This window comes from Labrys methylaminiphilus subsp. lupini, assembly GCF_051161885.1.
Lineage (GTDB): Bacteria > Pseudomonadota > Alphaproteobacteria > Rhizobiales > Labraceae > Labrys.
In genome coordinates this window covers 4,960,025-4,986,061 of the sequence record NZ_JBMDIH010000001.1, presented here as the reverse complement: position 1 = coordinate 4,986,061, position 26,037 = coordinate 4,960,025, and the positions used below count along the sequence as shown (strand labels likewise).

At 65.0% G+C, this 26,037-nt stretch carries 27 protein-coding genes and 1 riboswitch; of the genes, 17 read left to right on the top strand and 10 right to left on the bottom strand.

All coding sequences use genetic code 11. The features are described from left to right. Positions 1-5: 5 nt before the first annotated feature. Together ACN6KF_RS23390 and ACN6KF_RS23385 are read right to left on the bottom strand one after the other, a co-directional pair. Positions 6-1,034, bottom strand: a complete 1,029-nt coding sequence (locus ACN6KF_RS23390) for a flavin-nucleotide-binding protein (protein ID WP_434959152.1) — start codon at positions 1,032-1,034, stop codon at positions 6-8. A gap of 29 nt (positions 1,035-1,063) precedes the next feature. Beyond that, entirely contained in the window at positions 1,064-1,675 is a 612-nt protein-coding gene (locus tag ACN6KF_RS23385) for a glutathione S-transferase family protein (RefSeq protein ID WP_434959151.1), read from the bottom strand. 124 nt (positions 1,676-1,799) lie between these two features. On the opposite strand from ACN6KF_RS23385, the gene ACN6KF_RS23380 reads away from it, so the two are divergent. The 4 genes from ACN6KF_RS23380 to crcB all read left to right on the top strand — a co-directional run bounded on the left by ACN6KF_RS23380 (position 1,800) and on the right by crcB (position 5,251). Next, positions 1,800-2,723: a LysR family transcriptional regulator gene (locus tag ACN6KF_RS23380; protein WP_434959150.1), complete on the top strand. Its 924-nt coding sequence runs from the start codon at positions 1,800-1,802 to the stop codon at positions 2,721-2,723. Between the two features lie 95 nt (positions 2,724-2,818). After that, a complete protein-coding gene (locus ACN6KF_RS23375; protein WP_434959149.1) occupies positions 2,819-4,408 on the top strand; it encodes an ABC-F family ATP-binding cassette domain-containing protein in 1,590 nt (529 codons plus the stop codon). Between the two features lie 30 nt (positions 4,409-4,438). Next, positions 4,439-4,498, top strand: a riboswitch (Fluoride riboswitch). Positions 4,499-4,573: 75 nt separating this feature from the next. After that, positions 4,574-4,696, top strand: coding sequence for a hypothetical protein (locus tag ACN6KF_RS23370; RefSeq protein WP_434959148.1), 123 nt, complete (start codon positions 4,574-4,576; stop codon positions 4,694-4,696). Positions 4,697-4,813: 117 nt separating this feature from the next. Beyond that, a complete protein-coding gene (crcB, locus tag ACN6KF_RS23365; RefSeq protein WP_434959147.1) occupies positions 4,814-5,251 on the top strand; it encodes a fluoride efflux transporter CrcB in 438 nt (145 codons plus the stop codon). 57 nt (positions 5,252-5,308) lie between these two features. Here crcB and ACN6KF_RS23360 read toward each other — a convergent pair whose 3' ends face one another. Continuing rightward, on the bottom strand, positions 5,309-6,481 hold the full coding sequence (locus tag ACN6KF_RS23360; RefSeq protein ID WP_434959146.1) for an ROK family protein: 1,173 nt from the start codon (positions 6,479-6,481) through the stop codon (positions 5,309-5,311). A 405-nt stretch (positions 6,482-6,886) separates the two neighbouring features. Between ACN6KF_RS23360 and ACN6KF_RS23355 the strand changes: the two genes are divergently transcribed. The 10 genes from ACN6KF_RS23355 (at position 6,887) to ACN6KF_RS23310 (ending at position 18,467) form a co-directional block, all read left to right on the top strand. After that, complete coding sequence (locus ACN6KF_RS23355; protein ID WP_434959145.1) at positions 6,887-7,963, top strand: Gfo/Idh/MocA family protein; 1,077 nt, start codon at positions 6,887-6,889, stop codon at positions 7,961-7,963. Then, a complete protein-coding gene (locus ACN6KF_RS23350; RefSeq protein WP_434959144.1) occupies positions 7,963-8,793 on the top strand; it encodes a sugar phosphate isomerase/epimerase family protein in 831 nt (276 codons plus the stop codon). Before ACN6KF_RS23355 ends, ACN6KF_RS23350 begins: the two co-directional genes overlap by 1 nt. Before the next feature lie 198 nt (positions 8,794-8,991). Continuing rightward, complete coding sequence (locus ACN6KF_RS23345) at positions 8,992-9,795, top strand: alpha/beta fold hydrolase (protein WP_434959143.1); 804 nt, start codon at positions 8,992-8,994, stop codon at positions 9,793-9,795. Continuing rightward, on the top strand, positions 9,792-10,496 hold the full coding sequence (locus ACN6KF_RS23340) for a ribulose-phosphate 3-epimerase (protein ID WP_434959142.1): 705 nt from the start codon (positions 9,792-9,794) through the stop codon (positions 10,494-10,496). Before ACN6KF_RS23345 ends, ACN6KF_RS23340 begins: the two co-directional genes overlap by 4 nt. A gap of 2 nt (positions 10,497-10,498) precedes the next feature. Next, complete coding sequence (locus tag ACN6KF_RS23335; RefSeq protein WP_434959141.1) at positions 10,499-11,446, top strand: ROK family protein; 948 nt, start codon at positions 10,499-10,501, stop codon at positions 11,444-11,446. 201 nt (positions 11,447-11,647) lie between these two features. Then, the gene (locus ACN6KF_RS23330) at positions 11,648-12,766 is read left to right on the top strand and encodes a patatin-like phospholipase family protein (RefSeq protein WP_434959140.1); all 1,119 of its coding nucleotides are present in this window, start codon (positions 11,648-11,650) and stop codon (positions 12,764-12,766) included. 4 nt (positions 12,767-12,770) lie between these two features. Continuing rightward, positions 12,771-15,221: a caspase family protein gene (locus ACN6KF_RS23325; protein ID WP_434959139.1), complete on the top strand. Its 2,451-nt coding sequence runs from the start codon at positions 12,771-12,773 to the stop codon at positions 15,219-15,221. Between the two features lie 10 nt (positions 15,222-15,231). Continuing rightward, a complete protein-coding gene (locus tag ACN6KF_RS23320; RefSeq protein ID WP_434959138.1) occupies positions 15,232-16,311 on the top strand; it encodes a ComEC/Rec2 family competence protein in 1,080 nt (359 codons plus the stop codon). A 194-nt stretch (positions 16,312-16,505) separates the two neighbouring features. Continuing rightward, positions 16,506-17,486 (top strand): aldo/keto reductase, encoded by a 981-nt coding sequence (locus tag ACN6KF_RS23315; protein ID WP_434959137.1) that lies wholly within the window; start codon positions 16,506-16,508, stop codon positions 17,484-17,486. A gap of 153 nt (positions 17,487-17,639) precedes the next feature. Continuing rightward, entirely contained in the window at positions 17,640-18,467 is an 828-nt protein-coding gene (locus ACN6KF_RS23310) for an aldo/keto reductase (RefSeq protein ID WP_434959136.1), read from the top strand. A gap of 109 nt (positions 18,468-18,576) precedes the next feature. Here the strand turns inward: ACN6KF_RS23310 and ACN6KF_RS23305 are convergent, their stop codons facing one another. Next, complete coding sequence (locus ACN6KF_RS23305; RefSeq protein WP_434959135.1) at positions 18,577-19,896, bottom strand: LLM class flavin-dependent oxidoreductase; 1,320 nt, start codon at positions 19,894-19,896, stop codon at positions 18,577-18,579. A 209-nt stretch (positions 19,897-20,105) separates the two neighbouring features. On the opposite strand from ACN6KF_RS23305, the gene ACN6KF_RS23300 reads away from it, so the two are divergent. Further along, complete coding sequence (locus ACN6KF_RS23300; protein WP_434959134.1) at positions 20,106-20,456, top strand: GFA family protein; 351 nt, start codon at positions 20,106-20,108, stop codon at positions 20,454-20,456. A gap of 171 nt (positions 20,457-20,627) precedes the next feature. Here the strand turns inward: ACN6KF_RS23300 and ACN6KF_RS23295 are convergent, their stop codons facing one another. Beyond that, a complete protein-coding gene (locus ACN6KF_RS23295) occupies positions 20,628-21,938 on the bottom strand; it encodes a S41 family peptidase (RefSeq protein ID WP_434959750.1) in 1,311 nt (436 codons plus the stop codon). Positions 21,939-22,079: 141 nt separating this feature from the next. Between ACN6KF_RS23295 and ACN6KF_RS23290 the strand changes: the two genes are divergently transcribed. Both ACN6KF_RS23290 and yddG read left to right on the top strand, forming a co-directional pair. Beyond that, positions 22,080-22,514 carry a group III truncated hemoglobin gene (locus tag ACN6KF_RS23290; protein ID WP_434959133.1) on the top strand — a complete coding sequence of 145 codons (435 nt, stop codon included), beginning with the start codon at positions 22,080-22,082 and terminating at the stop codon, positions 22,512-22,514. A 155-nt stretch (positions 22,515-22,669) separates the two neighbouring features. Further along, positions 22,670-23,557 (top strand): aromatic amino acid exporter YddG, encoded by an 888-nt coding sequence (gene yddG / locus ACN6KF_RS23285; RefSeq protein WP_434959132.1) that lies wholly within the window; start codon positions 22,670-22,672, stop codon positions 23,555-23,557. A 72-nt stretch (positions 23,558-23,629) separates the two neighbouring features. Here the strand turns inward: yddG and ACN6KF_RS23280 are convergent, their stop codons facing one another. The 5 genes from ACN6KF_RS23280 to ccmD form a co-directional block, all read right to left on the bottom strand. Further along, positions 23,630-24,025 carry an acyl-CoA thioesterase gene (locus ACN6KF_RS23280; RefSeq protein ID WP_434959131.1) on the bottom strand — a complete coding sequence of 132 codons (396 nt, stop codon included), beginning with the start codon at positions 24,023-24,025 and terminating at the stop codon, positions 23,630-23,632. 192 nt (positions 24,026-24,217) lie between these two features. Then, on the bottom strand, positions 24,218-24,715 hold the full coding sequence (locus ACN6KF_RS23275) for an RNA pyrophosphohydrolase (RefSeq protein ID WP_434959130.1): 498 nt from the start codon (positions 24,713-24,715) through the stop codon (positions 24,218-24,220). After that, positions 24,715-25,218, bottom strand: coding sequence for an RNA pyrophosphohydrolase (locus tag ACN6KF_RS23270; RefSeq protein WP_434959129.1), 504 nt, complete (start codon positions 25,216-25,218; stop codon positions 24,715-24,717). The genes ACN6KF_RS23275 and ACN6KF_RS23270 overlap by 1 nt, the downstream gene beginning before the upstream one ends. Positions 25,219-25,242: 24 nt before the next feature. After that, positions 25,243-25,836, bottom strand: coding sequence for a DsbE family thiol:disulfide interchange protein (locus tag ACN6KF_RS23265; RefSeq protein WP_434959128.1), 594 nt, complete (start codon positions 25,834-25,836; stop codon positions 25,243-25,245). After that, positions 25,833-26,036: a heme exporter protein CcmD gene (gene ccmD, locus ACN6KF_RS23260; RefSeq protein ID WP_434959127.1), complete on the bottom strand. Its 204-nt coding sequence runs from the start codon at positions 26,034-26,036 to the stop codon at positions 25,833-25,835. Before ccmD ends, ACN6KF_RS23265 begins: the two co-directional genes overlap by 4 nt. Position 26,037 lies beyond the last annotated feature (1 nt).

Sequence of the window (26,037 nt, the reverse complement as noted above, 5' to 3'; positions counted from 1 at the left end):
TTTTCTTAATCGAAAAGTCTATCAACTTTTCTGGAAGACGCTTTAGTTTTCAGCAAGGCGCGCGCCTCGTCCCAATTCCCCGTCGCCAGCGAATGCGGCGAGGCGCCATCTTCGGGCGAGAGCCAGCGCAGTGGCAAGGCACCCGGCCGCAGCACGATTTGCTTTGGCCGAAAGCGCAGCAATTGCTGGGCGCCTTCAAAGGCCGCGATCTCCGGTCCCTCCAGGATCACCTCGCCGTCTCCCGTGAGCTGAAGCAGGTCTCCCGTCTCGAAATCGACGAAGGTGAATCCGCAACGCGGATCCACCAGGATATTGCCCAGCGTATTGAAAAACAGGTTACCGGCGAAATCCGGCATCAGCAGGCTGCCATCGGCCTGCACTGCCACGAAGCCGGGCCTGCCGCCGCGATGGGAGACATCGACCTGCCGATGCCCGTTCTCACGCTCGACCGAGGAGGCGATGAAGAGTGTCTCTGCCTCGGCGATCAGGGTAGCCGCCCGGCCCTCGAGGCGGTCGAGGATCTGGACCGGTATCGTGGAAGCGGTGGCCGGATCGCGTGTGAAGTTGAAGTCGCGCAAGCGAATATAGCGCGGACAATTGCCGAAGCTCTCCCCGACAACCACCTCGAAGCTAGCCGGATCGCTGCGACGCACCGTGCCGTTCAGCCGGTTGCGACGCCTGGTGTGCAGTTCGATGCCGAGCAGGCCGATCGCAGCACCATCCTCCAGGCCTGAGGCCGCAGGGTCGGCGGGATCAACCGCAGCCGCGACATGCAACGTGTGAGGCTCGGGAGAATTGAGAAAGCCCGGCTGGCCGGCGAGGATCGTTGCCCAAATATCGCCGGCGCGATCGGCAGTGCCGACGACGATGAAGGGAAGCAGCGGGTAGAAATCACGGTGTTGCTCGATCAGATAGTCACGCAGGACGCGTCGGCCCACCGCATCCATGCGCTCGGCCGCTCCCGCCCGCTGCTGCAGGGCGAGTTCGCCTTCGTGCCACGGCGAATCCGTCGCAACAGGCACATTGCCATCCATGACATTTGCCCTCCGATAGGATGAAAGCTCTAGGCCGCCAGCCCAACCGCCGTCTTCTGGAACGGCACGAAGCCCGGCAGGGCCTCGACCCGTCGCAACCACGCGCCAATCTGCGCATAGGAAGACAGATCGACATTCCCCTCCGGTGCGGAGGCGATATAGCTGTAAAGCGCCACATCGGCAGCGGTCGGGCGATCGAGAACGATCCAGTCGTGCCCGATCAATTCCTGGTCAATCAGCTTGAGAATGGCGTGAGCCGCCGCCAATGTCTGCTCGACATCGTATTTGGCACCGAAAACCGTGATCAGGCGAGCGGCCGCCGGGCCCATGCGAAGCTGGCCGGCTGCGACCGAGAACCAGCGCTGCACGGCGGCCGCAGCGATCGGTTGGGTCGGCAGCCAGTTCTCCAGGCCGAGCTTGCGGGCGACATAGACGATGATGGCGAGCGAATCGGGCACGATCACGCCGCCATCGTCGAGAACCGGCACCTGGCCCAGCGTATTGAGCTTGAGGAAATCCGGCGTCTTGTGCTGGCCGGTCTTGAGGTCCACGTCGACCAGTTCATGCGGCACGCCCACCAGCGACAAAAACAGGTGAGCGCGATGGGAGTGACCCGACAGGGGAAAATGATAGAGCTTCATGGATGATCTCCTCGCCGATACCGGCACTGTCGGAGGATCTTCATCATTTCGATGCAGATAGAGAATATTGATTGATTGAAAGGCATCATTCCAGATACTGGAATAATTGGAATTTGGGGGCATCATGGATCGCTGGCAGGCCATGCGGGTCTTCGTGAAGGTGTCCGAGAGCGGCGGTTTCGCCGAGGCCGCCCGCCGTTTGTTCATGAGCCCGCCCGCGGTCACCCGGGCCGTCGCCTTTCTCGAAGATGCCATTGGCGCCAAGTTGCTGGTGCGCACCACCCGATCGCTCAAGCTCACCGAAACGGGCGAGCGCTATCTGCATGACTGCCAACGCATCCTGGCCGATCTCGCCGACGCCGAGGCGGCCGCCGCCGGTTCCTATACCACGCCGACGGGCACGCTGATCGTCACCGCGCCCGTGATGTTCGGTCAGCTCCATATCCTGCCCGTGGTGATGGACTATCTCGGCCAGCATCCGGTCGTGAGTGCGCAAACCCTATTCCTCGACCGCATCACCAACCTTGTGGAGGAGGGCATGGATGTCGCCATCCGCATCAGCCACTTGCCGGATTCGGAGCTGACGGCGATCCGGGTCGGCAGCATGCGGCGGGTGGTCTGCGCCTCTCCCACCTATCTCGCCGAACATGGCGAGCCGCGCAGTCCCGCCGATCTTGCCGGCCACAGCGTCATCGCCAGGATTGGCGCCTGGCCGCGGCTGGAATGGCGCTTCGGCCGTGACGAGAAGACCCATGTCGGCATCCAGCCACGGCTGATGTGCAATCTCAACGAATCGGGGATCTCGGCGGCCATCTCGGGCTGGGGGCTGGTGCGCGTCTTTGCTTACCAGGTCGACACGGCCCTGCGCGAAGGCACGCTCCGCACCGTGCTCACGGAATTCGAGGAGGCACCGGTGCCTGTACATATCGTCCATGCCGGTGGCCGGGCTCCCTCCGCCAAGGTGCGCTCCTTCGTCGATTTCGCCGTGGAACGCCTGCGGGCAAACCCGATCTTCGGAGACCTTGCGCAAAGCCGCCTGTCTTCCTAGATTGGCGCGGTATCGTTTCAACCGAGAGTTCGCAGCAATGGATCTGAACCTGAACGCAACGCCGCTTTGCCTTGTGTCAGGGATCATCCATTCTCATGCCTTCTTCGATCACGCTTTCCAATCTCTCCTGGTCCACGCCTGACGGGCGCGCGCTGTTCTCTGGGCTCGATCTGAGCTTCGGCCCCGAACGTGCGGGCCTCATCGGCCGCAACGGTGTCGGCAAGACGACCCTGCTCAAGCTGATAGCGGGGGAGCTCCCGCCCCGCTCCGGCCGCGTCATCGTGCATGGCAGCCTGGGACGGCTACGCCAGGCCGTTCAGCTCGGGCCGGACGAGACCGTTGCCGACCTGTTCGGCGTAACGCAAGCGCTCGCCTTGCTTGCCCGGGCGGAAGTCGGCCTCGCCTCCGCCGAAGATCTCGTCACCGCCGACTGGACCCTGGAGGCCCGTCTCGCCACGGCCTTCGCCCGGGTCGGCTTGCCTGTGGATACCGACACGCCGCTGACGACATTGTCGGGTGGGCAGCGCACCCGGGTTGGCCTGGCGGCGCTGGTCTTCGCCGAGCCGGACTTCCTGCTGCTGGACGAGCCGACCAACAATCTCGACCGCGAGGGCCGGAAGGCCGTCATCGACCTCCTCGCCGGCTGGCGCGGCGGGGCGGTGGTGGTCAGCCACGACCGCGAATTGCTCGAGGCCATGGATGCCATCGTCGAGCTGACCTCGCTCGGCGCCAGCGTCTATGGCGGAAATTGGAGCCAATACCGGGCACGCAAGACCCTGGAACTGGCGGCCGCCCGCCATGATGTGGGCGAGGCCGAGAAGCGGCTTGATGAAGCCGAGCGCAAGGCTCAGATCGCCGCAGAACGCAAAGCGCGTAAGGACAGCGCAGGCCGCAAAGCGCGAGCCAGGGGCGACGCGCCCCTGCTGCTGCTCGACGCGAAGAAGGAGCGCAGCGAAAAGAGTGGAGGCGCGGGAGCCCGTCTGGCCGAACGGCAGCAGCGAGCGGCCAGCGATACGCTCGCCAAGGCGCGCAAGCGTCTCGAAATCCTGCAACCCTTGTCGGTGAAGCTCGCGTCCACGGGCCTGCCCGCCGACAAGGTGGTCCTGCGCCTCGATGCGCTGCGTTTTGGCTACGAGCCGCTTCGACCGGTCCTGGAAGGCCTCTCCTTCACCCTCGCCGGACCGCAGCGCGTCGCCCTGACCGGCGCGAATGGCAGCGGCAAGACGACGTTGCTCGGCCTGATCACCGGGCGACTGCAACCCCAGGCCGGCCATGTCTGGGTCCGGCCCGGCTTCGCGCTGCTCGACCAGGAGGTGAGCCTGCTCGACCCGAGGGAGACGATCCGCGACAATTTCAAGCGCCTCAACCCGCAATCGGACGAGAATGCCTGCCGTTCCGCCCTGGCCCGTTTCATGTTCCGGGCAGACGCGGCCCTGCAGAGCGTCGGCAGCCTCAGCGGCGGCCAGATGCTGCGGGCCGGGCTCGCCTGCGTTCTGGGCGGAGAAAGGCCGCCGTCATTGCTGATCCTGGACGAACCCACCAACCATCTCGACATCGAGGCTATCGAGGCGGTGGAGGCGGGACTGCGCGCCTATGATGGCGCCCTGCTGGTGGTCAGCCACGACGAGAGCTTCCTCGACGCCATCGACATCTCGCACAGGCTGGAGCTGTTTCCGGCGACTTGACCCCGCTGCAACCCTGGCCGTAATGTGGGCTATCGTTATGGGGATGGAGTCCCCCCAAACCGCCGCAAGGCTGATGACTCCTACCAGGTGCTTCGCGCCGGTAGGAGGTTGTCCCCGTCTCCCGCTTTCGTCGAAGTGCCGCTGCAATCTCTCTGGAGGTATGCCATGCGCCCTTCGCGACCGGGACGGCCGATATCCTTTCTCCTGCTTCGTATCTGGCTCATGCTGGCCCTTCTCGGCCTGATCGGACTTGCCATCGCCTGGCGTCTGGGGCTGATTCCTCCATGAGCCTTAAAGCACTGCCGGGATTTCGGATTGGTGGGGGCTTGAGCCCCGCCTATCCTGACTGGACAACCCATTCGCAGCCGCGGCCTTCATCTCTTCCCACTTGTCTTCGGAGCATCCATGTCACCCGTGCTCGCCAACACCGTCATGATCGCCATCGGCGGAGCCATCGGCTCCGTGGGGCGCTATTGGATCGGCTTGTGGATGGCGCCCTATAGCGAAAACCTGCCCTGGGCGACCATCCTCATCAACATCGCCGGCTCCTTTGCCATCACCTTCTTCGGCACGCTGACCCTTGCCAATGGCCGCGCACCCCTGCCGGATCTGTGGCGGCTGTTCTTCATGGTCGGCATCTGCGGCGGCTTCACCACCTTCTCGTCCTTCAGCCTGCAGACCTTCGAACTCCTGCACATGAACATGCCCCTGCGCGCCCTGATCAATGTCGGTGTGTCCGTGGTGCTCTGCGTCGCCGCCTCGGCGCTCGGCTTCTATGGCGCGACGGCGATCAACGGCACGCAGCAGGTGGCACAGGTGCAGGTCGACGAGGAGGCGTCCTGACCTCGGATCTCACGCCAGGTGTCATTGCCAACGCCCCTTGGCCAACGAGTCCTGGCATCAATTGCCGATCTCGATGTTGGAGACGTCGAAATCCTGATGGTGGGCAATGGTGGCGGCGCCGATGGCGCATTCCATCTCGCCCAGGGTCGAAAGACGGATCTGCGGCTTCGTCATCCCCGGCACGATGCCGGCACCGACGGCTTGCGACAGCCGGTCGAGGCGGGCGGCGAGCACAGGACGCATGGCGCCACCGAGTACGATCGTCGATGGATTGAAGATGTTGGCGAGCGAGGTCAGACCGATGATGAGGTGGCTGGCGAGTTCGTCCATGGCCGCGCCGGCGCCGCTGTCGCCGGCATGGGCGGCGGCCGCCACCATCGCCGGCAAGGCGGAAAGAGAATCGACGCCGAAGCCCTGCCCCGGCCGATAGAAGCGATCGAGCGCAGCGATGTTGACGAAGCTCTCCAGGCAGCCCTGCTGCCCGCAGGAGCAGCGCGGCCCCGCTTCGCGGATGCGGATATGGCCGAACTCGTTGCCGGTGCCCTCAGCCCCACGGACGAGGCGCCCGTTGACGATGGCTGCCCCGCCGCACCCGGCTCCGAGCTTGAGATAGACAATGGCATCGGCCTGCAGCCCGGGCTGGGTATAGACTTCCCCGAAGGCGGCGGCATGGGCATTGTTCTCGACGAAAACAGGCGCACTAAGCGCCTTCTCGGCCAATGCCTTCAGATTGAGGTCCTTCCAGCCCAGCATGGGCAGATGCACGACATAGCCGTCCGAACGCACCAAGCCGGGCACGGTGATGCCAATCGAGCGCAGCGGCTGCGTCAGGCCGCGGGCATAAGTGGCGATGGCATCAACAGCCGCGTCCGGGCCGACAGGATGAGCCAGGCGCGCCGTGCGGCTGTCGACCACCCCGAGCGCCAGATCGATCAGGGCAAAGCGCACCACACCGACGCCGATCTCGGCCCCGAGAAAGTAGCCACCGCTCGGATTGAGGGCGATGTCGACGCCCGGCCGGCCGACATCCCGGCGCGCGCTCTCCTCACGGGAGGCCCGCCGTTCGACCAGGAGGGAGCTGGCCGTGAGGTTCTCGACCAGGTTGGTGATGGTAGCGGGGGTCAGGCCGAGGCGGCGGGCAAGTTCGGCCCGGGGCATCGCCCCCTGCAGGCGCAATTGGGTGAGGATGCGCCGCTCGTTCACATAACGCGCGAAGGTCTGGTCAGCCATGATGTCGCCTCTGCCCGAATCTCTGGAATGGCTTTGCGATTCGGCCGAATCACCTGGATACACAAAGACGCACCGATACAGACAGTTAGAGCAAAAAGAGGATATTCGCTGAAACACGCCTTGTCCCAAGGCCGTCGAGTTAAGCGTCTTCGAGTTTGCACGGCCTTTATCATTGCCGGGCTTGACCCTGCGATCCCGGGAAGAGGCGTCTTCCCAGCTTCGCTCCCGGTTATTTGAGTGGCTTCTGGATCTGCAGCGAACAACTCATCCGGTGGGGGCAAACCCGGCTATGACAAATCGGAGCGCTTTCTACCTCAAGTCAACGGCAATGATAGCAGCAAAGGCCTTGCACATCCTATTTGTTTAGATAATAAACAAATTATAGAAACCCGCAGGAATCCCGCCATGCCGAAGAAGGAAGATCGCCGCCTCAAGGTCGGTGTGCTGGGCTGCGGCCCGATCGCGCAGGCCGCGCATTTCGAAAGCTGCACCAAGGCGCGCAATGCCGATCTCTACGCCATCTGCGACATCGCGCCTGACCTGCTGGAGCGCATGTCCTGGACACACAAGCCCGAGAAGACCTTTTCGGACTACGCCGCCATGCTGGCCGATCCCGAGCTCGATGCGGTTATCGTGGCGACCTCAGACGCCTTCCACGTGCCGGCCTCGATCGCCGCTCTGGAAGCGGGCAAGCACGTGCTCAGCGAAAAGCCTGTCGGCATCGGCATCGAGGAAGTGGAGACCTTGCGCACCGCCGTGGCTGCCAGCGGCAAGGTGCTGCAGATCGGCCATATGAAGCGCTTCGATGCCGGGCTCGAAGCTGCCAAGGCCTTCATCGACACGGAAATGGGTGAGATGCTGGCCCTCAAGGCCTGGTATTGCGATTCAACCCATCGCTACCCGATGACGGATGCCGTGCAGCCGCTGATCGTCACCAGCAGGCAGGCGCGCAGGCCGGCCGGCGACCCCAAGGCCGACCTCCAGCGCTATTACATGCTTGCCCATGGCAGCCATCTCGTCGACACGGCCCGCTATTTCGGCGGGGAGATCGTCGAGGTCGAGGCCCGCTTCTCCGAGCGCTTCGGCGCGCGCTGCTGGTTCGTCGACCTCGCTTTCGCCAATGGCACGCTCGGCCATCTCGACCTCACCGTGGCCGTGCGCATGGACTGGCACGAGGGCTTCCAGATCTATGGCGAGCATGGCAGCGTGCTCGGCAAGACCTATAACCCCTGGTACTACAAGAGCAGCGACGTCGATATCTTCCGCGAAAAGGACGGCGCCACCACGCGCGTCCTCGGCGCGGACGGCCATTTCTACCGTCGCCAGCTCGAGGGCTTCGCCGACGTCATCCTCAAGGGCGCGCCGATGCGCGGCGCCGACATCCAGGATGGCGTCGCTTCGGTACGGGCGATGATCGCCATCGCCCAATCCGTCCGTGAGGGCCGCGCCGTGCGGCTCGATGACGTCAAGGGAGAGCTGTGATGCGGCTCGGCATCTTTGCCAAGACCTTCCCCGGCAGCGAACCGGGAACGGTGATGGCGGCCGCCCGCGCGGCAGGCTACGGCGCGGCGCAATACAACATGGCCTGCTCGGGCCTGCCCTCAATGCCGGCGGCCATCCCCGACGGCGTCGCCGAGGCGGTGCGTGCTGCCGCCCTCGACCAGAATCTCGACGTCGCGGCCGTCTCCGCCACCTACAACATGATCCACCCCGATCCGGCGCTGCGCTGGCGCGGCCATGACAGCCTTGAAATCATCGCCGGCGCGGCCCACAACATGGGCACCCGCCTCCTGACGCTCTGCACCGGCACGCGCGATCCGGACGACCAGTGGCGCGGCCATCCCGACAACGCCTCGCCGGAAGCCTGGCGCGACCTCGCCGCCAGCCTGGAGACGGCACTCGACATCGCCGAACGACACGATGTCGATCTCGGCATCGAGCCGGAATTGGCCAATGTCATCGATTCGGCCGCCAAGGCCCGAGCGATCATCGACGAGATGGCCAGCCCCCGGCTGAAGATCATCCTCGACCCGGCCAATCTCTTCGAGGTCGCTTCGCTCGCCGACCAGCAGCGCCTGGTCTCCGAAGCCATCGACCTCCTGGCCGACCGCATCGTCATGGCCCATGCCAAGGACAGGGATGCCGCCGGCGGTTTCACCACGGCCGGCAAGGGCGTGCTCGACTACGACCATTATCTCGCCGGACTGGCTCGGATCGGCTTCGGCGGCCCTTTGGTCACCCACGGACTTGCTGCCGGGGAGGCGGCAGAAGTCGCCGCATTCCTCGGCCGGAAGCTGGCGGAGGTAGCATGACAACAAACGCCGAACACCGCGCGAGATCTCCTTCTCCCCTTGCGCGACCTGGCACTTCCCATGGAAGAGCCTCAGGTGCCGGCAAGCGGATGGGGGGTCTCACCCTGCTCGGCCAGCGTAGTGCCCCTCCTCATCCGGCACTTCGTGCCACCTTCTCCCGTAAGGGGAGAAGGAAAGCCGCACCGCGGAGCAGCTGACATGAGCGTCTTCCCGCGCCATGGCCTCAGCCTCGCCGTGCATGATCGCGGCAGCGGCCTTCCGGCGGTCTTCCAGCACGGCCTGTGCGGGGATGCCGGCCAACCGGCCGAAGTCTTTCCCTTCGATCTGCCGGCCCGCTGCCTCACGCTCGAATGCCGCGGCCATGGCGGCTCCGAGGCCGGCGACAGCGAGTGTTTTTCGCTTCAGACCTTCGCCGACGACCTGGCGAGCTGGCTCGACAATCTCGCGCTCGGCCCCGTCGTCCTCGGGGGCATTTCGATGGGCGCGGCGATCGCGCTGCGTCTTGCCATTGTCAGGCCGGACCTGGTGCGGGCGCTGGTGCTGGCGCGCCCAGCCTGGATTGCCGAAGCGGGTCCCACCAACATGGAGCCCAATGCCCTGGTCGGCGCGCTGCTCGCCGGTTATGGCCCCGCGGAAGCGCGGGCCCGGTTCGAGGCTTCCGGTACGGCGCGCGATCTTGCCGCCGCTGCTCCGGACAATCTCGCCTCGCTGCGCGGCTTCTTCTCGCGGGAGCCCCAGGCCGTCACCGCGGCGCTGCTCGCCCGCATTTCGGCGGACGGACCCGGCGTCTCCCGCGCCGATATCGCTGCCCTGAGGATTCCGACGCTCCTCATCGGCACCGAGGCCGACGCCATCCACCCTCTCGGCCATGCCGAGACACTCGCCGCACTCATTCCCGGCGCCCGGCTCGCCCGCATCACCCCCAAGGCGCTGGACAAGCCGCGCTACGTCCAGGATTTCCGCGCTGCTCTGGCACAATTCCTATCGGAGAACCCCGCATGAAACCCGCTTCCGGCTGGCTCCAGGCCCTGCCCGCCGACCGCCTGCTCGCCGAATTTTCGCTGTGGTCCGCCGATCTCGGCCGTCTCGCCGACGATATCGCCCGGGTCGAGCCGCATGTCGACATCTTCCATGTCGATGTCGCCGACGGCCATTTCTCGCCGGCACTGCTCTATTTTCCGGACCTGACTGCGGCCGTGCGCAAGGTGACCGCCAAGCCCATTCACGTCCATCTGATGACGACGGACGATATCCTTCTCGACCAGATCGACCAGTTCGCCGAAGCCGGCGCCGATCTGATCAGCATCCATGCCGAGAACGCCAATGCCGATGCCGCCCTCGCCCGCATCCGCGATCTCGGCCTTGCCACCGGCATGGTGCTGCAGCTCCACACGCCGGTGGCGGCGGCGGAGCCCTTCCTCGACCGCCTGGACATGCTGACCCTGCTCGGCACCCTGATCGGCATCAAGGGCGTTGGCCTCGACGATTCAGCTCTGGCGCGCCTGCGCGAAGCCCGCAAGCTGATCGCCCAGAAGGCCGGGCACCGCATCATCCTCGCCTCCGATGGTGGCAATCGCGAGCATACCGTGCCCAATCTGCGTCTTGCCGGCGCCGAGACCATCGTGATGGGGTCGCTGGCCTTCGGCGCACCAGATCTGGCCGCCCGCATCGCCTGGGTCCACGGCCTGCAGCGGGAGCCCTGACCGTGTATCGGCGCGCCATCGGCATCGACCTTGGCGGCACGCAGGTGCGCGCCGCCCTCGTTGATGATACCGGCACCGTGCTGCGGCGCGCCGCCACCCGCACGGATGTAGCCGGCGGTCCGGCCGCCGTGATGGCGCAATTCCGCAGCCTCATCGAAGAAGTGACTGACGACGAGAGCCTCGCCTCGCTCTCCGGTATCGGCGTCTGCGCCCCCGGGCCGCTCGACAGCCTCACCGGCACCTTCATCCATGTCCCGACCTTGCCCGGCTGGGAAGATTTTCCCCTGCGCGACCAGCTTGCCGCCACCCTGGGCCGGCCGGTGGTGGTGGAAGGCGATGCCATCGCCGCCTGCTACGGCGAGTGGCGCTTCGGCGCCGGCCGCGGGCTCGACCACCTCCTCTATGTCACCGTCTCCACCGGCATCGGCGGCGGCGTGGTCAGCGACGGCCGCCTGCTGCATGGCAGGCGTGGCATGACGGCCCATGTCGGCCATTTCCGCGTGGCCAAGGATGGCCCGCGCTGCAGTTGCGGCGCCGTCGGCTGCTTCGAGGCCTTCGCGGCCGGTACGGCGCTCGATCGGCGGGCACGCGAGGCGGCTGTCGCCCATCCCGGCAGCCTGCTCGCCCGCGTGCCGGCACCGGCCGCCGGCAGCGTGGTCGAGGCCGCCCGCCAGGGCGATGCGACCGCCCTCGCGCTCCTCGACGAGGAAGCCGCTTTTCTCGGCGAGGGCTTCGCCAGCCTCATCCATCTCTACAGCCCCGAAAAAGTGGTGATGGGCGGCGGCGTCGCGCATGGCTTCGACCTGATGACGGAGAAGATCCACCAGATCATCCGGACCACCGCCTTGCCCTCCTTCCGCGACGTGCCGGTGGTGAAGGCCGCCCTCGGCGACAATGCCGGCCTGGTCGGCGCGGCCGCACTGGTGATGTTCGACGAACGGGCGCGTTGATCATTCGCCTGCCTTGACGCTGGAAGAATACTGCCCCGCATAGACAGTGCCCCTTTCTGGGAGCGCCAGCAGGATGCTCGCGCTCCCAGAAAGCACCTCAGAACTTTCCGTGTAGCTCGGCGTCTTCGGAACCAGGAATAACGCCCGACTCACGCCTCCAGTCGAACACTTCGCCCGCAGATCCGGCATGGGGGATTGGCGATGGTACAGGACGGCGGAATCGAAGACCGCACGGTGGACCGCAATACGCCGGCGCTGGCCCTGTCGGGCGGCGGCTTTCGCGCCACGCTCTATCATTGTGGCGCCCTGATCCGGCTCAACCAGCTTGGCCTGCTCGCCAGGATCAGCCGCATCTCCAGCGTGTCGGGCGGCTCGATCACCTCGGGCATGCTGGCGGCCGCCTGGAAGCAGCTGAAATTCCAGAACGGCATCGCCACCGATCTCGACGCCAAGGTGATCGCACCGCTGCGCGAATTCTGCACCCGCTCGGTCGATACCAAAGCAGTGGGGTTTGGAGCGTTCCTGCCCGGCAAGAGCATCGGGGATGTTCTCGCGGACACCTATGACGATCTCTTCGAGGGCATCAGCCTGCAGGATCTGCCGGACAGCCCGCAATTCGTCTTCAACGCCACCAATCTGCAGACCGGCCGGCTCGTGCGCCTGCAAAAGGTCAGGCTGGCCGATTATGCCGTCGGCATCATCCCCAAACCCGACATCCGGCTGGCGGTGGCCGTCGCCGCCTCGAGCGCCTTTCCGCCCGTGCTTTCGCCGGTGGAGATCAAGGTCGATCCCGCACGCTGGGTGAACGCCACCGGCACGAGCCATTTCGGCGACCCCGACTACAACCGCAGGCTTTCCCTGACCGATGGCGGCGCCTATGACAACCTCGGCCTGGAGACGGTGGACGATTTCGCTACCGTGATCGTCAGCGATGCCGGCGCCCCCTTCGGCACCGAGGAATCCGCTCACGCCTTCTGGCCCCAGCAGGCCCTGCGCGCCCTAGACATCGCCACCGACCAGGCACGTGGCCTGCGCAAGCGCCTGCTCTTCGCCGAAGCCAAGGCGGCCGGGCGCGTGGTCGCCTTCAGCGCCATCGACAGTGTCGCCTCGAAATATCCGGCGCCACAGAAGCTTAAGCCCGATCCCGCGATGGTGACACGGTTGGCCCAAATGCGCACCCGCCTCAATCCCTTCGACGAAGAGGAGCAGAGCCGGCTCATCAATTGGGGCTGGCTGATGATGGACGTTGCCCTGCGCAGCTATGTCACGCCGACCGAGCCGGCACCGACTGCCTATCCCCTGCCCGGCTTCCCGGTCTAGCGCCATGATGCTGCCCGGCGATCATCCTGACAGAGGCTCCGGACTGGTCTACCGCGACGACACGCTGGCGGCCGGTCCCGCCACCCATGCACTGATCATCGGGGTCGGCGCCTACCAGTCGCCGCGTTTCAAGAAGCCGCTGACCTCCACCACCATTTCGGCTCGCGTCCTGGCGGATTGGTTTGTCGGCGAGGCGCCGGGCTTTCGCAACGAGGCTTGCCCGCTCGGCAGCCTCGCCATCCTGCTTTCCGAGCCGGCCACCACGGCGCAGCCCCAGGCGACCTATGCCGACGGGCCGGTGCCGCGCGCGACCTTCGCTCTGGCGCGCGAAGCCGTACGCGCCTGGGTCCGGCGCATCAACAGCCACAAGGACAATCTCGCCATCCTCTATGTCGCGAGCCATGGCGAGAGCCTCCTCTCCCGCACCGCCTTCCTCTTCGAAGATTACGGGATGGACGAACTCGACCGGACCGCCGGCATGTCGGAGGTCGAGCAATTCATGTCCGCGCTGGAGAACGCCAAGGCTGTCTCCCAGCTTCTGCTGTTCGATTGCTGCCGTTCGGCAACGGACCTCTCTCTGCCCTGGAACGAGCCCTTCGGCAGCAAGCTGATTGCCCTGACCCGTGAGAACAGGGGACATGACGAGCCGAGCAAGCAATGGGTGATCGCCGCCACCGCACTCGGAGAAACCGCAGGAGGGCGCGTCAACAACACCACCTTGTTTGCCGACGCGCTGCTCAGCGCTCTCGGCGGCGTCGCCGGCGACCCGGCCGACGAGGACTGGCCGGTGCGTCCCGGCCCGATGGTGGACAGCATCAGCCGGCTGCTCGAGCTGCACCGCCAGCCGGATGAGAAGCCGCAGACGCCCGGCGGGCGCATCGCCGGTACCTTCGAGATCACCTTCGCCGGCGAGCGGGCGGAAATCCCGGTCTATATCTCGATGGCCCAGCCCGAAAATTGGCCTGAGAGCGATTTCATCGTCACCGCCACCCCCGGTGGCGAAACGGCCTTCGAGGGCGCAGCTGGAAGGCCCCCCTTCCAGCTCCTGAAATACCCGGAAGCCACCGCCATCAATGTCTCCGTCCGCCGTTTCGGCGCAGATATCGGGGGGGCCAAGGGCAAGGCCCGGGCACCTGCCGTCTTCCTGGAAGTCAAGCGCAGCGCCACACCGACCACGGCAGTGGTGGAAAAACTCGATCCCGGGCGCAGCTTCGGCCCCGCCGCGCAGCTTCTCATCGGCCTTTCCGGGCCCGTGGCGATCGCTGCCGGTGCCATAGCCGAGATTGTCAGGGCTGATGATCCGAAGAAGAACCCCAAGCAGGTCGTCGTCGCCATCGGCGGCGCCACACCGGTGGATGTCCGGCCTGGCGAGCATGTCGTCACGTTGCGCACGCCCGACGGCCGGGTGGAGGTCCAGAACGTCACGGTGGACAAGGACGAGGTGCTGGAAGTGCGCTTCGCCATGCCGGCTTCGCCGCATGAATGGCTGGGAACGGCGACCGCAACCGGTGCCGTGCCGCCCCCTTCTCCTCCCGCCCCGGCGCCGGGCTTGGAAGGCCTGCGGCCTCGTCCGCCGGCGGATATCAACCTTCAGGCTCCGCCCCGTTGGCAGGCCGACTTTCCTCTGCCCGCCCCTCCGGCTGTGATACCGGTGGTCGCCACCATCGCCGGCCATGTCGATTGTGCACTCGGCCTGCATGCCCTTGCCGATCCGCACCTCACCGCAGCGATAGAGAACGATGACGGACGGTTCGTGCAGCTAGGCCTGGCCGATGCCGAGGCCCACCGCTTCGCGCCCTTCGAAAAGGGCGCCCATGATCGTCCGGTGTTCGTGGCGATCGAGACCGGCCCTCGCCGCGACCTCGCCGTGGTGCCAAGCATTGCAGGGCGGTGGAACCCCTACGTCCTCATCGACAGGCTGGCGCCGCGCGAAAGAAGCGCGGCCACCATCATCGCCGAAAACCCCATCTGGAGCGGCCTGATCGGTTTCCTGGCGGCGCGCGACGTCGAGGCCGGCAGCCGCCTCCTGGCCGGCGGGCTGCAGCAGGCCGTGATCGATGCGATGCAGGACAAGCTCGCCGATCCGATCGCGGCGCTGGCAGCGGCGCTGATTGCCGTTTCGGCCTCCTCGCCGGACCTCGAACGGCGCTGGGATCCCTGGCTCGCCAATCTCGTCAACTGGTTTCCGCTCATCCCCGACGGGCCCATCATTCTCGGCCGCCGTCTGCTGATGCGGGCACGCAGTGCCGGGCAGTTCGAGCAGGCCAAGACCCATCTGCTGGAAGGCTTTTCGCGTGGCGCCCCGCTCTATTCGTTGTCGGCTGACTGGCTGGCCCGCGGGCTCGAAAGCCTGCCGGACGAAAAGGTGCTCGAAGCCCCGCGCCGCACAGCCCGCGCCTTCGCCAACCGCGTCGATTCCGCCCAGGCCTTCACCGTGATCCGCCTCGGCGATTGAGGAGTACGCCATGCCGGTTTTCAAGCTCGCCATGCATCCGGCCTCCGAGGGCGACGCGCTGATGTTGAGTTGGGGCGAGGAGGGCACGCTTCACCGCGCTTTGATCGATCTCGGGCGCACCAAGAATTATCGGGCGCTGAAGCCGCTGCTGCAGGCGATCGGCAGCTTTGAGCTCTTTGCCATCAGTCATATCGATGCCGACCACATCGAAGGAGCGGTGCCACTGTTCGGGGAGACGATGCTTCCCTTCACGGCCTGCAATGTCTGGTTCAACGCCTACGCCCAACTCGTCGACGCCAGGGAGCGGCTCCGCGACTTCGAGACGCTTGGCGTCGACCAGGCCGAGAAAGTTACGATCGGCATCGAGGCCAGCGACTGGCCGTGGAACAGCCAATTCGCTTCCCGCATCGTCTCCACGGGCAGCCCGGAGGCGGCAGCGCCCTTGCCGTTCGCCGGTGGACTGGAACTCACCCTGCTCTCCCCCACGGACCACCAGCTCACCAGGCTGCTGCCAACCTGGGAGAGCGCACTGGCCGAGGCCCATCTGCGCAAGGAAGACAAGGATCCGGTAGAGCAGGCCGAGGTCGAAGGGCGCGAGATACTCGGCGGCCTCAATGTCGAGGTGCTGGCTGCGCGCCAATACAGTGGCGACAGCACCAGGCCCAATGGCACCAGCATCGCCTTTATCGCAGAGTTCGACCAAAGGCGCGTGTTGATGGCAGCGGACTCCCATGCCGACGTCATCGAGGCTGCCCTCGAGCGGCTCGGCCATAGCGCGGCCAATCCGTTGAAGCTCGACTGCCTGAAAGTCTCCCATCACGGCAGCAAGGCCAATACCTCGCCGGCGCTGCTCAGCCTGATCGACTGCACCCGTTTTGCCTTCTCGACCGACGGCAGCCGCCATGATCATCCGGATGCGGAAACCATCGCCCGCATCCTTACGCACGATCCCGAACGCCAGAAGACGCTGATCTTCAATTTTCGTCAGCCCAATACGGAGCAATGGGATGATGAGGAATTGAAGACACGCTGGCATTATGATTGCGTCTTCCCCGCAGCGGGCAAGGAAGGCATCGAGTTCGAGTTGTAAGGTAAAGGGCCATCGCGAACTATCTCACAGCTCCGTGAACGCCGGCGAGCCATCCTGCCTCGCTTGAAGCCTGGACTTCGGGCTCCGGCCGATTCACAATCGACTCAATCCATCGAACAGCGGGATTAGTAGGCTCGCGTCGTCTTTCAGATGGCGCCGCGTCCGAAACCATTTTTCAGCAAGGAGTTTCATCCATGGATTACATCAAGCTCGGCTCGACGGGCCTTGAGGTGTCGCGCCTGTGCCTTGGCTGCATGACCTATGGCGTTCCCGATCGCGGCAACCACGCCTGGACCCTGCCCGAGGACCGGAGCCGCCCCCTGATCCGCCAGGCCATCGAGGCCGGCATCAACTTTCTCGACACCGCCAACTCCTATTCGGACGGTACCTCCGAGGAAATCGTCGGCCGAGCCATCAAGGAATTTTCACGGCGCGAGGACATCGTGCTGGCGACCAAGGTCTTCTTCCGCCAGCGTCCCGGCCCCAATGGCGCAGGCCTGTCGCGCCGCGCCATCCTTGCGGAGATCGACAACAGCCTCCGGCGCCTCGGCACGGACTATGTCGATCTCTACCAGATCCATCGCTGGGATGAACAGACCCCGATCGAGGAGACGCTGGAGGCCCTGCATGATGTGGTGAAGGCCGGCAAGGCCCGCTATATCGGAGCCTCCTCCATGCATGCCTGGCAGTTCACCAAGGCGCTCTACACCTCCCGCCTCCATGGCTGGACCGAATTCGTCAGCATGCAGGACCATCTCAACCTGCTCTATCGGGAAGAGGAGCGCGAGATGCTGCCGCTGTGCCGCGACCAGGGCATTGCCGTGCTGCCCTGGAGCCCGCTCGCCCGCGGCCGGCTGACGCGAGACTGGAACGAAAGCAGCGAGCGCCAGGAAAGCGACAATGTCGGCACGGCGCTCTACGACGCCACGCAGGAAGCCGACCGCAAGGTCATCGAGGCGGTGGCCGCCATCGCCAAGGCGCGCGGCGTGCCGCGGGCACAGGTGGCCCTCGCCTGGGTGGCACAGAAAAGCGGCGTGACGACCCCGATCGTCGGCGCCTCCAAACCGCATCACCTGACCGACGCCATCGCGGCTCTGGGCCTGACCCTGACGGCCGAGGAGATCGCGGCGCTCGAAGCCCCCTATGTTCCGCATGGGATCGCCGGTTTTCAGTAGGGCGGAAGGTTGCGCTTCGCCGGTAAGACCATAGATGAAAGACGCAGTCCTGGCGGCTGCATCCCTTCCCTCCGACGATCCGTGCCCTCAGGGATCGGATCGCCGTTTTCCTTCATCGCTTTTTCCTTCAGCAGATTTCAGGAAAGATCCCCCATGAGTCCGACCATCCGTTTCAATGACGGCAAGGAAATCCCGCAGCTCGGCTTCGGCGTCTGGCAGGTGCCGAACGAGGGCGCGAATGCCGCGGTGACGGCGGCGATCGAGGCGGGCTACCGCTCGATCGACACCGCCGCCATCTACGGCAATGAAGAGGGCGTGGGTGATGCGCTCGCCGCCTCCAGCGTTCCCGTCAAGGACATCTATGTCACCACCAAGCTGTGGAACGGCGATCAGGGCTATGACACGGCCCTGCGCGCCTTCGAAGCCAGCCTGAAGAAATTGCGTCTGGAGAAGATCGACCTCTATCTCATCCATTGGCCGGTGCCCTCGCGCGATCTCTATGTCGAGAGCTGGAAGGCCCTGATCAAGCTGCGCGAGGAGGGCCTTGTCGCCTCCATCGGCGTCTCCAACTTCCAGATCGCCCATCTCGAGCGCCTGAAGGCGGAAACCGGCGTGGTCCCGGCGATCAACCAGGTCGAGCTGCATCCGCGCTTCCAGCAGAAGGCGCTACGCGCTTATCACGCCAAGGAAGGCATCGCCACGGAGGCCTGGAGCCCGCTCGGCCAGGGCACGCTGCTGAGCGATCCGGCGCTGACGGCCATCGGCAGGAAATACGGCAAGAGCGCCGCCCAGGTGATCCTGCGCTGGCATCTCGACATCGGCAACGTCGTCATCCCCAAATCGGTGACGCCGGCCCGCATCGTCGAGAACTTCCAGGTCTTCGACTTCAAGCTGGCGCCGGAAGACATTGCCGCCATCGAGAAGCTCGACGATGCCAAGGGCAAGATCGGCCCGGATCCCGACAGCTTCTCAATGGTGTAAGGCCAGGCAGGACCTGACGCCACCGGCCCTCTCCACGAAGTGGGGAAGGCTGGTGGCGCCCGCCTTAAAAACGGCAATGAAGCCGGTTCACTTCGAGGGAAGCTTCCCCCTACTTGAAGAACTGGTTCTCCGGCCGCGGCAGGCCGAGATTTTCGCGCAGCGTCCGCCCCTCATAGTCGCGCCGGAACAGGCCGCGCTCCTGGAGCACCGGCACGACCTTGTTGACGAAATCGTCGAGGCCGCCGGGCAGATAGGGAAACATCACGTTGAAGCCGTCCGAACCTTCGCTATCGAGCCATTCCGCCATTTCATCGGCAATGCTGCCGGGGGTGCCGACGAAGGCCAGGCCGGCATAGCCACCGAGGCGCTGGGCAAGCTGACGCACCGTAAGACCTTCGCTTTCGGCCAGCTGCAGCACCCGCTCGCGGCCGCTCTTGCTGGCATTGGTCTCGGGAATGGGGGGCAGCCTGCCATCGGGATCGAAGCCCGAGACATCGTAGCCAAGGGCGATGGAGAGCGAGGCGACGGCGCTGTCGTAATGCACCAGGCTGTCGAGCCTGGCGCGCTTGGCCCTGGCCTCTTCCACGCTGTCGCCGACCACCACGAAGGCGGCCGGCAGGATCTTCATATGGTCCCTGTCGCGGCCGAGCTTTGCCATCCGACCCTTGACGTCGGCGTAGAAGCGACGCCCCTCCGCCAGATTGGGCGGCGCAGTGAACACCGCCTCAGCCGTCTCGGCCGCGAGTTGGCGGCCCGGCTCCGATGAGCCCGCCTGCACGATCACGGGCCAGCCCTGCACCGGGCGGGCGATGTTCAGCGGCCCACGCACGGACAGATGCTCGCCCTTGTGGCCGAGCACATGCAGGCGGGCAGGATCGAAATAGATGCCGCTTTCCGCGTCGCGGCTGAAGGCATCGTCGGCCCAACTGTCCCAGAGCCCGGTCACCACATCGTAGAATTCGCGTGCCCGGTGGTAGCGCTCGTCATGTTCGACATGCTCGTCGAGGCCGAAATTCAGGGCCGCGTCGGGATTGGAGGTGGTGACGATATTCCAGCCTGCCCGGCCACCGCTGAGATGATCGAGCGAGGCAAAGCGCCGCGCGACATGGTAGGGGGCATCGAAAGTGGTGGAGGCCGTGGCCACCAGGCCGATATGTTCGGTGACGGCGGCTAGCGCCGACAACAGGGTGAAGGGCTCGAACGAGGTCACTGTATGGCTGCGCTTGAGCGCCTCCACCGGCATGTTGAGCACGGCGAGATGATCGGCCATGAAAAAGGCATCGAAGCGGGCGCTTTCGAGCCGCTGGGCCAGGTGCTTGAGATGGGCGAAGTTGAAATTGGCATCGGGCCAGGCGCCGGGATAGCGCCAGGCTCCGGTATGAATGCTTGCCGGGCGCATGAAGGCGCCGAGCCGCAATTGGCGGGCCATGAATATCTCCCATGAAACGGCAAGCCGGGTTCGGGCAACTCGGTCGAGCACTTCACTCAGAATATAGAGTGTGTATGGTTTTGATGTCTGCCAAGGCCTTGCGCGAACAAAAGGAAATAGTCTTCCCCATTGCCCGGACGGGATGCCCGAATCCTTCACCTCGGACTATGCTCGGCACAGCAAAGATATCCATTCCGGGAGGACGAGAAATGAGCTTCGAGGGTAGTTGCCATTGCGGCGCCGTCTCCTTCAAAGCCGAGGCCGACGCGCCGAGCAGCGCGGTGAGCTGCAATTGCTCCTATTGCCGCCGGAAGGGCTCGCTCCTGGCCTTCCTGCCGGTAGAAGCGGTGACCATCTCCGCCGACCCGGCCAGGCTCAGGACCTACCAGTTCAACAAGCACCGTATCGAACATCAGTTCTGCGAGACCTGCGGCACGCAGGCCTTTGCCAGGGCAACACGGCCCGACGGGGTTGCCATGGTGGCGATCAATCTGCGCTGCGTGCCGGCCATCGATCTCGACGCATTGGAGATTCACAAATTCGACGGCGCGAGCAAGTAGGGGGCAGTTGCATTCCGGTTTCGGATTCGAAATTTCGTCATTGCGAACGAAGGGAAGCAATCCAGAGGCCCATAAACGAAGAGCCCGACGGCACTGGATTCCTTCCCTTCATTCGCAATGACGGCTCGAAAGCCATCAGCTGTTTCGACCGGGCAGCCGAATCGTCGCCGCTCAGTTCCCGGGAGGCCGCCATAATTCGCTGCCCCCGCGCTCGGTACTCCGCAGCATGTCGAGGGCAACGCCCAGTTGGACGTCGGCGGCGGGGTTCGACGGCACATAGAAGGACGAGCCGCTCTCATCCTTCGCACCGGTGCCCTTGAGGTGGCCTGTCAGGCCAGCTTCGCCCGGCGTGGCATGGCCGAGGCCGGCACCGGTCGGGTCCGGCTGCTGCACAGCGATGTCGGGCTCGATGCCCTGCGCCTGGATCGAGCGGCCGAGGGGCGTGTAATAGCGCGCCGTGGTCAGCACCAGGGCGCTGTCGTCGGGCAGGCGCGTCACCGTCTGGATCGAGCCCTTGCCAAAGGAGCGCGTGCCCACAATGGTGGCGCGCTTGAAATCCTGCAAGGCCCCGGCGACGATCTCGGCTGCCGAGGCGGTGCCGCCATTGATCAGCACCACCAGCGGCACGCCGCCGGTGATGTCCTCGCCATGAGCAACATAGACCTTGGACTGGTCGGGCTCGCGCCCACGGATCGACAGCAGCACTCCTTTGCCGATGAAGGCTGCCGACACCATGATCGCCTGATCGAGCAAACCGCCGGGATTGTTGCGCAAATCGAGAACGATACCCTTCAAGGCGCCAGGCCGGAAGGCGGTCGCCAGGCGCTCGGCGATCCGCTTGAGGCTATCGGGCGTCTGTTCGTTGAATTCCCCGATGCGGATATAGCCGACATCCTCGCCCATCACCTCGAAGCGTACGCTCTCGGCCCGGATGATCTCGCGCATGAGCGTATAGGACAGTGGCCTGGCATTGCCGCGCCGCCGAACGGTCAGGGTGGCGGAACTGCCTACCGGCCCGTTCATGCGCTGCAGCATCAGGGCCAGACCCAGCCCGCGCACGGCAGCGCCATCCAGTGTGAGGATGATGTCCCCTACTTGCAGGCCTGCCGCGGCGGCCGGTGTGGCCGGCAGGACATGCTCCACTTTGACCAGTCCGCCCTGTATTTCGACTTCAAGGCCGAGCCCAACCTGCTTGCCGGCAAGCTCCTGCTGCATGTCGGACATGGCTTTGGGATCGACATAGCGCGAATGAGGGTCGAGCTTCGACATCATGCCGCCGATCGCGCCCTGGATCAGCACATCCGGCGCGGGCTTGTCGACATAGGTGGCAAGCACTCGCTGATAGATCGCAATGAAACGACCGAGCTCGTAAAGTTGCTCGCGACTATCATTGTCCGGGTTTTCAGGGTCGGGCTGCTGTTGAGCCCCGGCCGGATTTGCAATCAAACCAAGAAGAAGAACAATTATCGCAAGTGGACGCATGCGCATAGCGGCCTCCACTCTTCCAATGATTTCCAGTTAGATGGTGATGCGCCATCCGAATGTCAGTACCGGCGCCTAAAAATAGCTGCTGCGACACCAGTGCATTGGTCCTCGTACGAATTTTCCGGCATAGAGACGGCCATGGCAGCCAGTATCAATATGAGCGAGCCTGATGGCATCGCGGTCAGCGAGGCGATGATCGAGCGCCTGGTCCACACTTTCTATGGCAGGGTGCGGCAGGACGAGTTGATCGGGCCGATCTTCAACGCGAAAGTCGCCGATTGGGACGACCATCTCGCCAAGCTCTGTGCCTTCTGGTCATCCGTCATCTTGCGCAGCGGGCGCTATGACGGCCGCCCGCTCCGTCCCCATCTGATGCTGCCGCTGGAAGGTCGCCATTTCGATCGCTGGCTCGATCTGTTCGAGCGCACCGCTCTCGAAGTGCTGCCTCGCAATGCCGCCCTGCTCTTCATCGACCGCGCCCGCCGCATCGCCGACAGCTTCGAGATGTCGATCGGCACCCAGCGCGGCGAGATCCGGCCGCCGCGGCACCAGGCGAGAAAGCTGCCGGCGTAACGCCTGCGGTTTTTCTTTACCGCTCCCCGGCACTACGGCGATCCTTGGAAAAGCAGCACGATTGGGAATGGCAGGGCCAGTGGCCCGGGCCAAAAATCCCCGATAGCGCAGATATCGATTTTGCGGCATAGCAGGCACAACCGAAAGAACCGTCCATGCCTGCCAAATTGCTCGCTACCCTGATCGGCCTGATCGCCATCCTGCTCTGGTCCGTGCTGGCGCTGACCACGGCGCTCACCTACCGCATCCCGTCCTTCCAACTGCTGGGGCTGACCTTTGCGGTGGCGACGCTGATGGGCGCAGCCTCCTGGCCGTTCCGGCCTGGCGCTACCGCGGCTCTACGCCAGCCCTGGCCGGTCTGGGCGCTCGGCGTCGGCGGCCTGTTCGGTTATCACGCCGTCTATTTCGAGGCCCTCAAGCGGGCCCCGCCGGCCGAAGCCAGCCTGATCGCCTATCTCTGGCCGCTCCTGATCGTGCTGTTCTCCGCCATGCTGCCCGGCGAGCGCCTGCGCTGGTATCACGTCGCCGGCGCCATGCTCGGCTTTGCCGGGGTACTGGCGCTCGCCCTCGCCAAAGGAGTGTCGGGCTTCGAGATGGCCAATGCGCCCGGCTATGCGCTGGCGCTAGCCTGCGCCTTCATCTGGTCGGGCTATTCGGTTTTGTCGCGCCGCTTCAAGGCGGTGCCAACGGATGCGGTGGTGGGCTTTTGCGGGGTGACCTGCGTGCTGGCCCTGATCTGCCACGGCCTGTTCGAAACCACGGTGTGGCCCGATGCCAAGGAGTGGCTTGCCATCGTCGGCCTCGGCCTCGGACCGGTGGGCCTGGCCTTCTATGCCTGGGATCGCGGGGTCAAGCATGGCGACATCCGCCTGCTCGGCGTCGCCTCCTACGCCACGCCTGTACTGTCGACGCTGATCCTGGTCGCCGTTGGCATCGCTTCACCGAGCCTGGCCCTGGCGCTCGCCGTACTGCTCATCGTCGGCGGGGCGCTCATCGCCTCGCGCGACCAGCTCTTTCCTGGAGCAAAGCGCGTTCAAGCGTGAACGCTTGTTTGCCCTAGCTTTTTGCTTCTACGCGCCTTTGCGATTCTTGCCTCATCGGAGGCCTGACGTTCTTCAGCTCGCCGGCCTGCCGAGAAAACGCTCGATGATGGCGCTTGAAAGCCGTTTCGGGCGTTTGGTGGCCACATCCAGGCAGCACCAGCTCGACTTCACCTCGGCCAGCACTTCCTCGCCGCGCTTGATGATGATGCCGTAAAAGGCCCTGGCGCCGTGCACCTTTTCGAGAATGACGGTAGCGATCACATCGTCATCGAGGAAGGCCGGCTTGCGATAGGTGATCTCGTGACGGAGCGCCACCCAGGCATGCTTCTTCAACGCCTCGGCGGGCGCCAGGCGTTCCCAGTGACTGATGATCGCCGCCTGCACCCATTTCAGATAGCTGGCATTGTTGACATGGCCCATGAAGTCGATATCCGAGCGATCGATACCGACGGTATAATCATAGGGCATGACATTTCGAAACATTGCTTCTGCGCCTCCGCGCCAAAAACAGCATATGGGGACGCCACCTCCGAAATGCAGCCCCCAATACCGTGTCAATGCCATTGAAGCAGCATAGCTTGGCACAAGCATGGCACGGCGCCAATCCGTCCAATGGATCTACGCTGAACAGGGTGGTCCGGCGAAAGTCCCGCCCGCGCGTCAGGCGCCGAGGCGGGCGAAGGCCTGCGCCATGCGCAGATAGACCGGGCGCTTGTGCGGGGTCACCAGTTCAGGCAGCCGCGCCAGCCTCTCCCAGCGCCAGCCGAAAAATTCCTGCGGCTCACCGGTCGGCAGGTTGACGACGTCGATCTCGCTGTCCGTACCCTCGAAGCGGAGGGCGGCCCAGCGCTGCTTCTGGCCGCGAAAGGGTGACAGTTTGTGCGGTGGCCCGTCATAGGGTGGGAAGTCGTAGGGCCACCATTCCTCCGTCACCGCCAGCACCGAGGCGGTGCGGACATTGGTCTCTTCCCAGAGCTCGCGCTTGGCCGCCGCGACGATATCTTCGCCCTCGTCGATGCCGCCCTGCGGACATTGCCATTCGAAGCCCGGCACGATCAGCTCCGGCCCGGACGTCTCGGCCCGGCCGACCAGCACCAGCCCCTCGGCATTGAGCAGGGCGATGCCGACATTGGGGCGATAGGGTCTGGTTTCATCCATCACGCCACCAGATGGCGGAAAGCCGCCACCACCTCATCGTACACGCCGCGCTTGAACGGCACGATCAGGCCGGGCAAGGCAGCAAGATCCTCCCAGCGCCAATCTTCGAACTCGGCCTTGTGCTGGCCGCCGGCCGGCCTGAGCACGTCGATCTCGCTGTCGGGGCCGGTGAAGCGGAAGGCGAACCATTTCTGGGTCTGACCACGATAACGGCCCGTCCAGCCCCCGCCGACCGCTTCGACAGGCAGATCATAGGAGTACCAATCGGGCGCTTCGGCCAGAAAGGCGATCGAACGCACATTGGTCTCTTCATGGAGTTCGCGGATCGCCGCCTCACGGGGATCCTCGCCCTCGTCGATACCGCCCTGCGGCATCTGCCATTCGAAGCTGCCCGGCGCGCTGCCGGTACGCGGCTTGCGGCGGCCGACGAAGACCTTGCCTTGCGCATTGAAGAGCGCCGCGCCGGCACAGCGGCGGTAGGGAAGCTTGGAACGATCGGTCATTGTGGCCTTGGAACGTATCGGCGGTTATGGTTTGGAGGCGGCCTCGATCGCGGGCAGCAGCCTGGACTTCAGGCTGTCCTCGCTCAGCGGGCCGACAATCTTGTCGACGATCTCGCCCTTGGCATTGACCACGAAGGTCTCCGGCACGCCATAGACGCCCCAATCGATGGCGGAACGGCCGTTGACGTCGACGCCCACGGCCGCATAGGGATTGCCGAAGGTACCGAGATAGCGGCGCGCATTGTCGGGATCGTCCTTGTAATTGATTGCGACCAGACGCGCCTTGTCGAGGCCCGCAAGCTTCATCAGCACCGGATGTTCGTCCCGGCAAGGGCCGCACCAGGATGCGAAGATGTTGACCACGCTCACGCCGCCCGATTTCAGATCGCCGGTGGCAAGCCCCGGAAGCGTCTTGCCGTCCCGCGCGAGTTCGGCGAGCGGCGGCAAACTCATCTCAGGCACGGGTTTGCCGATCAGAGTGGAGGGCAAGGCCGAGGGATCGCCGCCCGAGCGGAGCTGGTAGAAGAACAGGCCGGCAAGCGCCGCGAACACGATCAAGGGCAGGAACACCAGCGCGCGGCGGCGCGGTGCCGGCGGCAGGGCGTGGCTTTCGGTCATGGCGTCTGCCCGCTTTGATTGGCGTCCCGACGCGAACGGCGGCGCAGGCCCTGGGATTCCAGCTCGGCCAGGGTCTTGTGCTGTGCCTTGTGATCGAGCATCACCCAGGCGATCAGCGCCACGATCACGATCGCCGCCAGGCCATAGGCCCAGGCGATGAAAGCCCAGTGCGGACCAAGGTCCATGCCGAACACCACCATG

What these genes read in the sequence shown, in the direction of transcription:
- ACN6KF_RS23390 (WP_434959152.1), bottom strand. Translation starts at nt 1,034, where the DNA reads ATGGATGGCAATGTGCCTGTTGCGACGGATTCGCCGTGGCACGAAGGC.
- ACN6KF_RS23385 (WP_434959151.1), bottom strand. Translation starts at nt 1,675, where the DNA reads ATGAAGCTCTATCATTTTCCCCTGTCGGGTCACTCCCATCGCGCTCAC.
- ACN6KF_RS23380 (WP_434959150.1), top strand. Translation starts at nt 1,800, where the DNA reads ATGGATCGCTGGCAGGCCATGCGGGTCTTCGTGAAGGTGTCCGAGAGC.
- ACN6KF_RS23375 (WP_434959149.1), top strand. Translation starts at nt 2,819, where the DNA reads ATGCCTTCTTCGATCACGCTTTCCAATCTCTCCTGGTCCACGCCTGAC.
- ACN6KF_RS23370 (WP_434959148.1), top strand. Translation starts at nt 4,574, where the DNA reads ATGCGCCCTTCGCGACCGGGACGGCCGATATCCTTTCTCCTGCTTCGT.
- crcB (WP_434959147.1), top strand. Translation starts at nt 4,814, where the DNA reads ATGTCACCCGTGCTCGCCAACACCGTCATGATCGCCATCGGCGGAGCC.
- ACN6KF_RS23360 (WP_434959146.1), bottom strand. Translation starts at nt 6,481, where the DNA reads ATGGCTGACCAGACCTTCGCGCGTTATGTGAACGAGCGGCGCATCCTC.
- ACN6KF_RS23355 (WP_434959145.1), top strand. Translation starts at nt 6,887, where the DNA reads ATGCCGAAGAAGGAAGATCGCCGCCTCAAGGTCGGTGTGCTGGGCTGC.
- ACN6KF_RS23350 (WP_434959144.1), top strand. Translation starts at nt 7,963, where the DNA reads ATGCGGCTCGGCATCTTTGCCAAGACCTTCCCCGGCAGCGAACCGGGA.
- ACN6KF_RS23345 (WP_434959143.1), top strand. Translation starts at nt 8,992, where the DNA reads ATGAGCGTCTTCCCGCGCCATGGCCTCAGCCTCGCCGTGCATGATCGC.
- ACN6KF_RS23340 (WP_434959142.1), top strand. Translation starts at nt 9,792, where the DNA reads ATGAAACCCGCTTCCGGCTGGCTCCAGGCCCTGCCCGCCGACCGCCTG.
- ACN6KF_RS23330 (WP_434959140.1), top strand. Translation starts at nt 11,648, where the DNA reads ATGGTACAGGACGGCGGAATCGAAGACCGCACGGTGGACCGCAATACG.
- ACN6KF_RS23325 (WP_434959139.1), top strand. Translation starts at nt 12,771, where the DNA reads ATGATGCTGCCCGGCGATCATCCTGACAGAGGCTCCGGACTGGTCTAC.
- ACN6KF_RS23320 (WP_434959138.1), top strand. Translation starts at nt 15,232, where the DNA reads ATGCCGGTTTTCAAGCTCGCCATGCATCCGGCCTCCGAGGGCGACGCG.
- ACN6KF_RS23315 (WP_434959137.1), top strand. Translation starts at nt 16,506, where the DNA reads ATGGATTACATCAAGCTCGGCTCGACGGGCCTTGAGGTGTCGCGCCTG.
- ACN6KF_RS23310 (WP_434959136.1), top strand. Translation starts at nt 17,640, where the DNA reads ATGAGTCCGACCATCCGTTTCAATGACGGCAAGGAAATCCCGCAGCTC.
- ACN6KF_RS23305 (WP_434959135.1), bottom strand. Translation starts at nt 19,896, where the DNA reads ATGGCCCGCCAATTGCGGCTCGGCGCCTTCATGCGCCCGGCAAGCATT.
- ACN6KF_RS23300 (WP_434959134.1), top strand. Translation starts at nt 20,106, where the DNA reads ATGAGCTTCGAGGGTAGTTGCCATTGCGGCGCCGTCTCCTTCAAAGCC.
- ACN6KF_RS23295 (WP_434959750.1), bottom strand. Translation starts at nt 21,938, where the DNA reads ATGCGTCCACTTGCGATAATTGTTCTTCTTCTTGGTTTGATTGCAAAT.
- ACN6KF_RS23290 (WP_434959133.1), top strand. Translation starts at nt 22,080, where the DNA reads ATGGCAGCCAGTATCAATATGAGCGAGCCTGATGGCATCGCGGTCAGC.
- yddG (WP_434959132.1), top strand. Translation starts at nt 22,670, where the DNA reads ATGCCTGCCAAATTGCTCGCTACCCTGATCGGCCTGATCGCCATCCTG.
- ACN6KF_RS23280 (WP_434959131.1), bottom strand. Translation starts at nt 24,025, where the DNA reads ATGCCCTATGATTATACCGTCGGTATCGATCGCTCGGATATCGACTTC.
- ACN6KF_RS23275 (WP_434959130.1), bottom strand. Translation starts at nt 24,715, where the DNA reads ATGGATGAAACCAGACCCTATCGCCCCAATGTCGGCATCGCCCTGCTC.
- ACN6KF_RS23270 (WP_434959129.1), bottom strand. Translation starts at nt 25,218, where the DNA reads ATGACCGATCGTTCCAAGCTTCCCTACCGCCGCTGTGCCGGCGCGGCG.
- ACN6KF_RS23265 (WP_434959128.1), bottom strand. Translation starts at nt 25,836, where the DNA reads ATGACCGAAAGCCACGCCCTGCCGCCGGCACCGCGCCGCCGCGCGCTG.
- ccmD (WP_434959127.1), bottom strand. Translation starts at nt 26,036, where the DNA reads ATGGTGGTGTTCGGCATGGACCTTGGTCCGCACTGGGCTTTCATCGCC.